We start from the raw sequence: 12,831 nt of genomic DNA on the forward strand, positions 1-12,831 counted from the left end.
CCCCATGTACGCATAACTGTATCAAATGCTTCCCTCTCACACAGCCACGCCTTATTTGTGATGCGAGACATGACGTGCAGCCGCGCTGGCAACGCGCTTACCAGACGCCTTAGCCCCAACCACGAAGCGATACAATGGCCCAAACGAGCGTACGGCACTTAAACCCAGGAAGTACAAACCGGGAACGCTACTCTCAAAGTAGGAGTTTAAGATGGGAATATCTTGATCGGACTGAATTTGTGCGGCAAGCGAGGAATGAAGCATGGGCAGATTGGTCAGGTGCACTTCATAGCCTGTGCCAAGCAAGACATGATCAACTTGGAGCTTTTGACCATCGGAGAGTTCAACATCGATGCAATTATCATGTACCTGCATCTCTTTAATTGAGGTGCTCTCGTGGAGCTTCACTTTCCCCAAAACACGCGTACGCAGCCAGTCAGCGGCAGCCGCCTGATAGTTTGAGCGTATGTAACGATCCTTCTTTGGCTGCGGGAAGCGATGAAAGAGGTAAGGCAGATACTCTAAAGCCCAGTTTCTCCAGCCGATGGCAATACCAGCATTCGGGGCCTTAATCTGCTCTAGCAGAGAACGCTCATCCGAACGATCTCGCTCTAGCCAGTGAATCGCGTGACGAGCGACCAGATGGACATCTGCGACCTCTCCATCCTCAAGCAGCAAAGCGGCATACTCCACCGCGCTTTGCCCCCCGCCGATAACCAGTAGGCGCTTCCCTTTGAATTGCTGATAATCACTGTGATCGAAGGCATGCGAGACAAGCTCTTTGGGAAAACTACTATATTCCTCTGGACGTTTGGTATAGTAATAAACCCCAATCGCCATGACAACTGCCGTCGCTTGTATGACACGACCATCCTCCAGCGTCACCACAAAGCCTCCAGATTGCCGCTCGATCGATGAAACGTATGTCTCGTCCACATCTGGCACGGCGTTTTTTTGAAACCAGAGTGCATAATCCAAAAAGAGGCTCATTGGAACTGGATATGGTTTGGCGAGCTTTTTCAGTTGAAAATAGCGCTCGAAGCTATATTTCTTATGAGGATCGGAGAGATTGGTCGCCCACCAATGAGAACGGAGATACATCCCCTGTGGCATATGATCACGCCACAGTTCCATGGGTTTTCCAAACACAGCTACATGCAGGCCCTTCCCAATCAGATGAGCAGCAGCAGTTAATCCATAAGGACCAGCACCGACAACGATCACATCATATTGTGCCACCTTAGTCGATTGCTGAGACGTTTTTAAATCCGATACAATACTCACGAAAAACTCCTTTGCACACGAGATAATCGTTTCAATATAGCTCCTCCGACCCAGTCACGCGTAAATTCCGTAGTCGCTTGTATGGCTGGAGCAAGATCATTCCAATCAACACCATCATAATGCATGGGCTGCAAACAGGAGAAAACAAAGCCCAGTACAGCTTGAGCAGGTGGAGTTACTCCGGGTCGCCCGCGCTGCTGAACCGCTTCGATGGTCGTCATGATATCTCCCTTCAAATAGCGCATCCATCCACCGACACGATAAGATTTAATCGTATCAATGTCTGCACCAGAGGCCCATTGATAGAGGAGATAGGGAAAGTCAACACCTGAGCGAACTGCTATCTCGACCGAGGCCGATAAGCGAGGATTAATTTCCATCAAGAAAGGGACGCCTGCACTGTCACGGCGAAACTCCACCTCGGAATATCCCTCCAGATTGATCGCACGGACGAGTAGCTCAGCCTGTGCACCTGTATCTGTGGGAAGGGCAATACTCTGGCGCAAGACAGATGTCCCACCCAGGGGTGGTTCGGTACGCTTCGCCCATTGCGCAAAACTTGCATGTACCTCATTCCTGGCGTAGAGTAGACTAATTGCTTCGCGGCGGCCAGTTAAAAACTGTTGAAAAAGAGTTGTTCCCCCCAAACGGGTTAAATCTTCCACAGCGATCCGAGCCTCATCGACAGAAGTAACTAATTGTGAAGCGAAACGAGCTCCCCCATCCTGAGTGTCATTCCATAGCCAGGACTCAATCGGCTTGATCACTGCGGGCAAGCCAATCTCTTTGAGAGCCATTGGGACATCATGTACCGAACTCACCACCACTCCACGAGGAATCTTCAATCCTAACTGCCTGGCGATCTCCAACGTTCGCTCTTTATTAATCGCAATCGCTAGCGCTGGATCTTGCGCCAGCGCAATGGCAGCGTGCTTTTCCAAACGCTCACGATGCTGACGAAGCAGTGCAATCGTACTATCAGACGAAGCAATTAAGACATGCGCTCCAGTACGCTCCAGGAACTGTTCTACAAAGTCGAGATAGGCCTGTGTGCCACTTTCCACCGGAGCAACAATCCCCTGCTGACACCACCGTGACGAAAAAGCGGGGACGCGTTGCTCTGTCTCCAGAGCTGCCACTGCCAGACCGCGTCGACCAAGCGAGCGAATAGAGACTAGCGACTGACGTAATGCAGCATCTAGCACAAACGCATCATAGTTTCTCGTTGAGATATCTACGCCATCGAGCTGGATAGCAGCCGCAGACTGAGAGCTCTTTGTCGCCTCGATATCAGATGATTGACGTACCACACAATACCTCACTGCACTAACTTCGATACGTTAGATAAAAGCTTGTCCATTTTTATCATAATAAGGCTTATATATCTTCTTTTTGATGTGTAAAAGGTTTCCAAAGCGGAGCAAACAGATGCCATATCCCAGCCGTTTCAGCCGCTATCAAGAGCCAATGACGCTGTACGTCTACCAGGACACGCTCAATGCGATATGGATCACTGTTGGGAGTCGCAACGCCACTGGTCGTTGTCACCGCCCATTTATATTCTGCTTCACGCACAGCCTTAAGAGCTTCAGTACCGATGTGCTCTGCACGACCAATGGGATAGGCAAAGGTATATATTTTCTGGCCCAGATGCTTTTCCAATACGTTTCGACATTCCAGGACTTCGTAATGCACTTCAGATGGATCAGTTAAGCTAGCCAAAACTGGATGATGCATGGTATGTGCACCAAATGAAACGCAGCCACTATTCTGCATTTCGTATACATCCATCCATGAAAGCGGCATATCATCATATTCTCCATCAGAAGCGCAGGGATCAAATTCGGACACAGCTAGCAGCTGGCGCATCCTCGTGAGAAATTGTTCACGAGCAGCAACAGAGTTCGCTGTGCGCAGACGTGTATCGATCAAACGAGAGAGCTTGTTTTGATCCTCTATAGATTGCAAATGATAGGTAAGTCCACCAAAAGCAACCTCTTTGATTGGTGTCTGTTCTACAAGGTATCTACCTTCTCCCCACCAAAAACGATCTCCACTATCGAGATAGCCCGGGATCAGAAAGATGGTAATGGGAACTTGCAACTCAACAGCAGCTTTAAATGCATATTGAAAATTATCCCGATATCCATCATCAAACGTCAGAACAACTGGCGTACGACGATGCTTTTTTTGTGCAGTCCCTGTATATAGCTCTTGTAAAGCATCCTCCAGTGAGAGCACACGATAATAACGCTTGAGGTAACGCATATGTTGCCGTATATCACCCAACCTTGAACGATGATAATTCAGGATAATCACATGTGCGCCCTGCTGCCGCATCCACCAACGCCCAAGAGCAACCAGACCGCTATAGTAGAACATTGTTGCGACAATTAAGCGTGCGATCCTACGCATACATTCCTTTCTCCAGAAGCCGTGCACTGTAGCAATCATAAGATGCATGTGTAAAGCAGTCGTTGCTGATGTTAGCCAGGAGAGAGAAGACTAGAGCATAAAACACCTGGATGCTCTGTTACCTTTATCAAATTACCATAGATGCTGTGTAAAAGAGATGTTTATATTGGTGTAAAATTAGTGATCTCAAGAGGAAAGGTGTATAGAAATCCGTGTATCGTCAAAACACTCATTGCCCGGGTGTGAGCAAGTCTAGAAATGATAATGCACAGGGGGGTTACTATCTCCACAAAGGAGTACTATTCTAAACGTCTTCTCAACACTGGCAACAACCAGATTACCAATCTAGAGGCAGTATCTTCTAGAAGGAGTAGATATCAAAATCCCGGTAAGCTTTTCCCGGGCATATTCAATAAATCCTAGCACCTCATATAAATATACGCACGAAGAAGTTCATGGTGTCATTTTCCACATATTAAATTTGGTCATCGACAAGGATGGTATTTAAATGCAGAGTATACTTAGTCGCTATATACTACTGGCAAAACGTTGGCTATGGATAATTCTACTGGGGATAATCCTTTGTGGTGGTACAACATATCTTGTCACCAAGTTTACAATGCAACCGGTCTATGAAGCACAAACACGGTTACTGATCACTGTACCTGGAAGTTCACAAAATGATAGTACAGTAGCAGCGATTGCTCAGCAGCCAGCCTACAATGCACTGATTACAAATCCGAATATTCTTGGTCCAGTCGCAGCACAAAATGGTCTGAGTATCGATCAACTGAGTAGCATGGTAAAAACTCAATCTGATACAAACACACCCTTTATCGATGTCCTGGTTGATAGCAGTGATCCTCAAACAGCAACGACCCTCTCAAGCGAGATCGCCAAAAGCTTTACGAGCTATGCCAATACGCGACTTGGTAGCCAGGCTACATTCCACATTATTGATCCAGTCGTCCCAACAAGTCCCATCAAGCCAAAACCGACGCAGGACGCCATCATTGGAGCATTGGTCGGGCTCGGCCTTGCGCTCACCATCATCGTTATCTTCGAATGGATTGATGATCGCTTAACGTCGCCGGAAGATGTGAATAAATTACTCGGTCTTGATGTACTCACGATCATTCCAGCATTATCGCGTAAGCAACGCTCCCAGAAAGCTGAGGATACTCCTGAGCTGGCGGAGGGTTGTCGCATTCTCTGTGCAAATCTCGGTATGGCTCAAATGATTCGTCCATTTAAATTAGTCATGGTAACGAGCGCGCTGGCTGGTGAAGGAAAAAGCACCGTCGCCGCCAATATGGCAGCATTTCTCGCCATGTCAGGCAAACACGTGCTTTTGGTAGATGCTGATCTCCGCCATCCAGTCATGGAAAAGCACTTCCAGTTACAAAATCAGAAGGGGTTGGCTGACGCGTTCTTAGATAAGTGGACACAGATAGAACCTGAACTGGATGGTCAAGCCACCGATATTCCATCTTTACGCGTCTTGACGGCAGGCACACTCCCATCGAATCCATCCGAGCTCCTTCAGTCGCAGCTAGCCAGCCAGATCTTTAACCATTTTCGCAACACATCGCAGTTCGACTATGTCATCTTCGACTCCCCACCAATCTTGCCCATCGCTGATACCCAGAGTATGGCAGCATATATGCAGGTAACCCTGCTCATCATTGACGCGTCAAAAACACCACGCAAGGCCTTGCAGCGAGCCAAACGAGCACTCAATCGAACAGGGACGCGTATGCTTGGGGTGGCACTGAACAAAAGTAGTTGGCCCGAGTATGGCGAGGTGCATGACTACTGGAGCAACGTTCAATCACGTCCACGGGCAGATCTGACGATGGCTATACCTCCCAACACGCCACCCATTCATCATGCCATCGACGCAGCCAATACTGCGGTTCTGCCATCTTCAAATAACAAGCGCTAAACACAGCTTGCAAATACCGTACAGCGTAGAGAATATCCTGCATCTATTTGCGCAATCACTGACAAAAGATATCGCCAGAAGGTAAAGGAAATAATAAAATAATGAATCATCAGCTAATAGAAAAGATATCCTCTCACTCATTGCAGGTAGCAATCATTGGACTCGGCTATGTTGGACTACCACTGGCAACGACCTTTGCAGAGGCAGGTTTTCATGTCACCGGTATCGATGTCGATCAGAGTAAAGTTGATCTCGCCAATCAAGGACAAAGTTATATCTCGGATGTCGAAAGTAATGACCTGCAAAGGTTGATTACAGCAGATAAGCTAACCTTTACCACCGATTTCAATACACTCGATACGGTCGATGCCATTAGTATCTGTGTCCCAACGCCATTGCGTAAAACGCGTGAGCCAGATATCTCATACATAATTGCAGCGACACAACAGGTACGTATACATCTACATGCGGGTCAGCTCATCATTCTCGAAAGCACTACCTATCCCGGTACCACCGATGAGGTGTTACTGCCCGAGTTAGAAACTACTGGTCTCAAGGTGGGAAAGGATTTTTTCCTGGCCTTCTCACCCGAACGTATCGATCCAGGCAATCCACATTTCGGCACCAAAAATACACCAAAAGTAGTCGGAGGTATCACCCCTCTCTGCACAGAGCTCGCACAGGCGTATTATGGAGCAGCCATCAACCAGATCGTACCTGTCTCCTCCGCACGCGTCGCCGAGATGACCAAGCTACTCGAAAACACGTTTCGAGCGGTGAACATCGGCCTGGTCAACGAGATAGCCATCATCTGTGAAAAGCTCAACATCAGTGGATGGGAAGTCATTGATGCAGCCGCCACCAAACCATTTGGCTTTATGCGCTTCCAACCAGGACCAGGACTGGGTGGTCATTGCATTCCAGTCGATCCGCATTATTTATCCTGGAAACTCAGGACACTTGATTACAAAGCGCGTTTCATCGAATTAGCGGCTGAGATCAATAGTAGTATGCCTCACTACGTCGTGAATAAAATCACTGATGCGCTCAATGAGCAACGCCGCAGCCTCAATGGAGCCACCATCCTGATACTTGGCATCACCTATAAGCGTGATATCAACGACATCCGCGAATCACCTGCACTCGATATCATTCAAGATCTGCTGAGCCGTAAGGCAGTCGTCATCTACAACGACGACTACGTCTCTTCTTTCAAACTCAAGGAGAGAACATTACATTCACAACCACTCAGTACCGGGCTGCTACAGGCTGCTGACTGTGTCGTCCTGGTTACTGATCATAGCTACTATGACATCTCAACTATCGTCCAGGAAGCACGCTCCGTCGTTGACACACGCAATATGACACGCGGCATCAATGATGCCAAAGTATTTTTGCTCTAAATGTGTAGGTACATGCGAGAACGGTAAGTAAAAAAATATGTCTCAATCTTTGGATAGCGATAGAAACGATAGTCAGCAGCTGTACACCAGCAGCGCCAGACTCATAGCGGTCAAAATACGATCCGCCAACAAACACATCTTTCGGGCCTTGCTCAGTCTAGCTTCAGCCAACCTGCTGATTCGCGTCATCGGATTACTCAACCAGATCGTCGTCAGCGCCAAATTTGGACAAGATCAGCATATGGATGCGTATTATGTGGCCGCACTCATCCCGACCACACTTGCTCCGATGCTGGCAAGCGCGTTAGAGGCATCGGTTATCCCCGTGTACGCCCGCTTGCGTACACGAGGTTCCAGAGAACAAATATCAAAGCTTTTCAGCACGCTTTTAAACTTATTGATCATTGGCAGCACCCTTTTTACGCTTGTGCTGCTGATTTTTAAAACACCATTGCTAGGACTGATTGATCCCGGTTCACAGCAGACAGAGCCTCACGCCTTTGTCATGGCACAAGATCTGGCACCATTCATTTTTCCAGTACTCAGCTTAATGACAATCAATAGCTTTATGGAATGCCTGCTCAACGCAGAAGGAAAATTCGGCTGGCCCGCCTACGCGGGTTTATTAGTCCCTCTCACCACTGCAACATGCGTCCTGATTGGGGGAAACTCGCTCGGCGTGCTCATGCTCTGCATTGGTTCAATCATCGGACAGCTATTCCAGCTAGCGGTCATCATCTATCGCGCCCACAAGACAAACATCATTTACAAACCGGTTCTGGACCTGAGTATCCCTGAATTAAAACCAATCATGAGCGCAGCATGGCCTGCGCTCTTTGCCGGTGTTATCAGCATGGCAAGTCCGATAGTGGACACTTTCTTTGGTTCCTACCAGCAGGAAGGAACGATTACCGCTTTAAACAATGCACTCAAGCTTAATAGCGTACCCACTGGAGTACTCTTTGCAGCGGTCGGCAGGGCAGCACTACCGTATCTGGCCAGTCAGGCAGCCATCAAGGATATGAAAGCCTTTAAAGGCACACTTCGTCTCTACCTCTGGATTGTTGGCCTGGCAACATTGCTCCTGACAGTCTTGATGACTTTTGGTGCCTGGCCGATTGTCTTTATTATTTTCAAGCATGGAAACTTTAATCTCCAGGATGTGAATCAAACCTCCTGGATACTGACCGGGTTCTCGATTGGTATGTTTCCGATGGCGATCGGCTTTACCGTCTCACGAGCCTTTAGCGCCTTAGGACGCACACGTATTTTGATGGGCGTCAGTATTTTCAGCATCTTTGCGAATGCAGCCTTCGATGCGTTCTTCGGTAGTTTATGGGGAGGCTTTGGTATCGCATTCGCGACCTCCTTCTATTATTTCTGTACCATGATCATCTTAATTGTGATGCTACGTATTCTCATCGGTAAATTAAATTTACTCACGCCGCCAAAAGAGTTGCGAGATATAGTAAAGAAGATAGGCATGGGCGACTACTACCTCCAATGGCTCAACTGGAAAGATACTGTCTTGAAAGCGCTGGGATTTACTTATGCTTTGCGCAAGCAGTTGAGACGGATGATTTTTGTATTGATAGTTTTTATCGGTGGCGCAATTGGCACTATCGAAAATGCGACACTGACCTTGCGTGTCGCAGGCGGATCGGTCATCATCCTTCTGCTCTTACGCTATCAATATGCATTATTGCTGGCATGGGCTTGCATTAATGTGTTTATTGGCTCATCATTACCATTTTTTAATGGAAACAATCTGCTCTCGGGACTCACCGTACCAACATTATTATTGCTCTTCATCCTACCAACCAGGGAGGCATTAGGACGCATGCCAGCGCTATCATTCTGGCTGGCGTACTTTCTGTGGGTGCTATTAAGTATAGGGATATCACCAATCCCCTTCCAGACGTTTCTTGTCAATTGGACGTCGCAATTAGATTTCTTTGCAGTCAGTGTTTTAGTCGTTATTCTGATCGACTCGCGTCGCAAGCTGCTCGGCTTTATAGATGCGATGATCGCACCCGCGATCTTCATCGCCCTGTATGGACTGTGGGGATTTACCGTACAGCAACACGGCGTCATAGATTCAAGCACTGGATTTTTCCGCATTAGCTCGATCTTTATGGATACACCACCGACACTCGGGCTCTATCTCTCTATCCTGATCCCCATCACTATCTACCGACTCTTCACGCTACGAGGCTTTTTCAAGCTCTGCGCAGGGATCTCAGTCCTACTTTTATTACTCTTAGCTCTGGGACTCACATTTAATCGTGGCACATTGCTCGCTGTAGCGGTAGGGCTGATTATTACAGTGCTCTTCTTGCCCTCTAACAAAATCAAAGGCATTGCCATAGGAGCCGGCACAACGCTGATTGGGCTCATCTTTCTGGGCACCACCCTGGCGAATATTCCTTTACTAAGCCGCTTCGCAAACAGCGATATCACATCCCTTAACGGGCGCACCTATCTCTGGCAAGCCGTGATCGAACACTTTGATCCAACACAAATCCTGGGCAAAGGGATGAATTCTTCTGACCTTCTGCTGGAGAACCTGAGAGTCGGCTTCGGCGGAAATGTGATCGCTACTGCCGCACATAATATCTATCTAGAAGCCATATATGAACATGGGATTATTGGTCTGACACTATTACTGTTGGCACTGGGAGCCATTGGGTATGTACTACTGCGTACATATCGGATCGGCGGTTACGAACAAAAATTATTGCTGGCTATAGCAATCGGCACATTTATAAGTATCGTCATCCAGGGATACGAATCGAACGACATCTGGAACCAGGGAGTTGGTATCTACTTCTTCATCTTTATGGCATTACCTTTTGCTCGCTATTGGGATAAAACGCTCTGGCAAAATCTGCTGCCGCTAGGACATCAAGATTTTGAAGAGGTAAAAATGCAGCAGGCTATCGATCACTCAAGAGGAGAAACTGAAGAAATCACTGCCAGGTAGAAATATACGTATGTATTGCTCCACTCGATGTAGAGAAGTGCAGCTAAGGAGAATATTAGTGAATAAAAAATTACATATATGCATGATCGCTTTTCAATACGCACCCAATATCGGAGGAGCTCAGACGCGTGCAGCTAATCAGGCTCATCAACTTCAGGAATTCGGTCATGAGGTGCAGATCATCACACTGCGCCACGATAAGCAATGGAAAAAAACTGAGACGATACATGGTATACCGGTCATACGCATTGGTGGATCGTTTAATCGGCATGGAATATTGCGTGTGGGACGGCTAGGGCATCTCCCAATTGATCTACTTTTGTTTATATATCTCTGGCGTACGCGCCATCAATACGACATCTTACACTCAATCCAGCTCTCCCCGCTATCTGGCGTGGCAACATTGATCGGCCAGTTGACAGGCAAGCCAGTTATTATCAGTATCCCCAGCACAGGACCAGGAAAGATCCCCAGGCCTGAAGACGCAGTCATGATGGCTGATACGTTGGCGGGGAAGATTGAAGACAGTGACTTTCTCAAGGTGCCCTATGAGGATACTGTGGTTGGAGATATCACTCATATGCGCAAAACCGCCTATGGAGCGAACTTGATTCTGAACTATCTTAAAAAATCAAACGCCTTTTATCAAATTCTTAGTAGCCGTAGCCTGAACTATATGACATCACACGGTTTTCGAGCCGAGAAAATTGTCCATATCCCCAACGGTATCGAGATGGCAAAGTTTGCTCCAGTGCCGGAACTCAGACCAGATCCAACGCGACCAGAACGCGATATATTGTGTGTTGCACGCCTGCAATATCCCAAGGGCATTGATGTACTTCTCCATGCCTGGAAGAGGATGCTGACCGCTCCCGCAGAATGGCGCGCCGACATCACCCCCCGTTTACTACTAGCAGGTACAGGCCAAGCAGAGGAACAGCTCAAACGTCTGGCCCAGGAACTCGCATTGGGAGAAGGTGTCATTTTCCTGGGGTCACATGATGATGTTATCCCTTTGCTACATACAGCCTGGGGATTTGTCCTGCCATCACGCTGGGAAGGCATGCCCAATGCACTCCTTGAAGCCATGAGTTGCGAGGTGCCTTGCATTGCGACACGTGTCAGTGGCAGTGAAGATATCATCATCAATGGTATCAACGGTTTACTCGTAGAGCCGGAGCAGCCAGCAGAGCTAGCACAAGCGCTCCAAAAACTTATCGCCGATCCTGCCATAGCAAGACGATTGGCGCAGGCTGGACACGAGACGGTTTTAAGAAATTATCAACTGACCCATATCACCAGACAATTTATCCAGTTGTATCGTCAATTACTCACGCACGAAGCCCTCGTCCCTCCACGGGTACTTGAGGCCGTGGGAGAAAAATAATATGGGAACAAAACCACGGATATGCATTGCAATCAGCACATTTTATCCACTGGTAGGCGGTGCTGAGACTCAGACACTTGCTCAATGCCAACGACTCGTTGAAACTGGTTATCCGACCCGGGTGATTACATTTCATCATAAGCATCTCTGGTCACGATACGACACCATTAAAGGTGTACCGGTTCAGCGTGTCGCCGGCCTATTCCTTGGGAAACGCGAAAAGCTGCCACGCATCGCACAACGCGGCCTTTACGTTCTGGCGATGCTGACCATGGCACTTACAATCTGGCGCGAACGTCACAACTTTGACGTCTTACAAGTCTGTCAATTCAGCCTGCTTGTCTTACCTCTAGCGTTCATCTGTTATCTTGCCAAAAAGCCCATGACCATCGTTGTCATCAGCGCAGGAGCCGAAAAGCCCTCAAAAACGACTGAGCCTGCTCGCTTACTCGCTGGTCCGCTTGATCCAGATACGCCATGGTTGAGAGTTGATGGCAAAACATGGATCGATGGAGACTTATATGGCCTGCAATCGGCAGGAAAAATCGCCGTCGATACAACATTATGGCTACTAAAGCAGGTGAAAGCCGTGATCATCGTGCTCAGTACACGCACCGAGCACTATCTTCAAAAAAATGGATTTGATCTCCCTGGTATACAGATCATACCCAATGGAGTCGATACAACACGATTTCATCTGGCCGCGCCAGAAGAGACAAGCGGACAGCAAGCAAAAACAGTAATTTGTGTGTCAAAGGCACGCTACGAAAAAGGGATCGACGTGCTCCTACAAGCCTGGAATATTGTCCACAGCCACATTCCAGAGGCCCGCCTGATCATTGTAGGTAGCGGTCCACTCCAACCACAACTGGAGCTGATGGCAAATGCACTCAACATCACGCAGAGCGTAGAGTTTGCTGGCCTGCAAAGCGACATTCCAGCACAGCTTCATCGTGGCCTGATTGGCGTCCTGCCGTCGCGCTGGGAAGGCATGCCCAATGCGCTCCTTGAAGCCATGGCAAGCGGACTTGCCTGTATTGCCACCCGTGTCAGTGGCAGTGAGGATGTCATCCAACCGGGAATCAATGGCCAGCTGGTCGAATCAGAGGACTATCAAAGTATGGCACAGGCACTGATAACATTATTGCAGACGCCAGAATTAGCACAGCGATATGGAGAAGCGGCACATACACTCATCGAACAGACATATACGCTTGAACATATATTAGATATGTATACACATATCTATCATCAACTTATCTCAAGTAATTTGAAGAGTCCAAACGATATGATCCTGTCAGCAGAGGTCCGGTAACTTCCTATTACAGTACCCTACTTGCAGCATCCTAATTGCAGTATCCTACGATCGAAAAAGAGACAGTCCTGACATCGCTCACCTTCTATTCATTGTACT

General features: G+C 48.0%; 8 protein-coding genes. 5 read left to right on the forward strand and 3 right to left on the reverse strand.

Going from position 1 to position 12,831, the window contains the following annotated elements:
• Positions 1 to 51: 51 nt before the first annotated feature.
• The 3 genes from AC27N8_RS17455 to AC27N8_RS17465 form a co-directional block, all read right to left on the reverse strand.
• Entirely contained in the window at positions 52 to 1,284 is a 1,233-nt protein-coding gene (locus AC27N8_RS17455) for an NAD(P)-binding domain-containing protein (protein ID WP_487068672.1), read from the reverse strand.
• Positions 1,281 to 2,594, reverse strand: coding sequence for a carboxylate--amine ligase (locus tag AC27N8_RS17460; RefSeq protein ID WP_487068673.1), 1,314 nt, complete (start codon positions 2,592 to 2,594; stop codon positions 1,281 to 1,283). Before AC27N8_RS17460 ends, AC27N8_RS17455 begins: the two co-directional genes overlap by 4 nt.
• A 67-nt stretch (positions 2,595 to 2,661) precedes the next feature.
• Positions 2,662 to 3,699 (reverse strand): polysaccharide deacetylase family protein, encoded by a 1,038-nt coding sequence (locus AC27N8_RS17465; protein ID WP_487068674.1) that lies wholly within the window; start codon positions 3,697 to 3,699, stop codon positions 2,662 to 2,664.
• Positions 3,700 to 4,207: 508 nt separating this feature from the next.
• Here AC27N8_RS17465 and AC27N8_RS17470 point away from each other — a divergent pair.
• From AC27N8_RS17470 to AC27N8_RS17490, 5 genes are all read left to right on the forward strand, one after another.
• A complete protein-coding gene (locus AC27N8_RS17470; RefSeq protein ID WP_487068675.1) occupies positions 4,208 to 5,644 on the forward strand; it encodes a tyrosine-protein kinase domain-containing protein in 1,437 nt (478 codons plus the stop codon).
• Between the two features lie 101 nt (positions 5,645 to 5,745).
• Positions 5,746 to 7,047: a nucleotide sugar dehydrogenase gene (locus AC27N8_RS17475; protein ID WP_487068676.1), complete on the forward strand. Its 1,302-nt coding sequence runs from the start codon at positions 5,746 to 5,748 to the stop codon at positions 7,045 to 7,047.
• A 37-nt stretch (positions 7,048 to 7,084) separates the two neighbouring features.
• On the forward strand, positions 7,085 to 10,030 hold the full coding sequence (locus AC27N8_RS17480) for a lipid II flippase MurJ (protein WP_487068677.1): 2,946 nt from the start codon (positions 7,085 to 7,087) through the stop codon (positions 10,028 to 10,030).
• A gap of 58 nt (positions 10,031 to 10,088) precedes the next feature.
• Positions 10,089 to 11,417 (forward strand): glycosyltransferase family 4 protein, encoded by a 1,329-nt coding sequence (locus AC27N8_RS17485; RefSeq protein WP_487068678.1) that lies wholly within the window; start codon positions 10,089 to 10,091, stop codon positions 11,415 to 11,417.
• 1 nt (position 11,418) lies between these two features.
• The gene (locus AC27N8_RS17490) at positions 11,419 to 12,732 is read left to right on the forward strand and encodes a glycosyltransferase family 4 protein (protein ID WP_487068679.1); all 1,314 of its coding nucleotides are present in this window, start codon (positions 11,419 to 11,421) and stop codon (positions 12,730 to 12,732) included.
• Positions 12,733 to 12,831: the final 99 nt, after the last annotated feature.

Source organism: Dictyobacter sp. Z7_2, from assembly GCF_057551105.1.

What these genes read in the sequence shown, in the direction of transcription:
- AC27N8_RS17465 (WP_487068674.1), bottom strand. Translation starts at nt 3,699, where the DNA reads ATGCGTAGGATCGCACGCTTAATTGTCGCAACAATGTTCTACTATAGC.
- AC27N8_RS17470 (WP_487068675.1), top strand. Translation starts at nt 4,208, where the DNA reads ATGCAGAGTATACTTAGTCGCTATATACTACTGGCAAAACGTTGGCTA.
- AC27N8_RS17475 (WP_487068676.1), top strand. Translation starts at nt 5,746, where the DNA reads ATGAATCATCAGCTAATAGAAAAGATATCCTCTCACTCATTGCAGGTA.
- AC27N8_RS17480 (WP_487068677.1), top strand. Translation starts at nt 7,085, where the DNA reads ATGTCTCAATCTTTGGATAGCGATAGAAACGATAGTCAGCAGCTGTAC.
- AC27N8_RS17490 (WP_487068679.1), top strand. Translation starts at nt 11,419, where the DNA reads ATGGGAACAAAACCACGGATATGCATTGCAATCAGCACATTTTATCCA.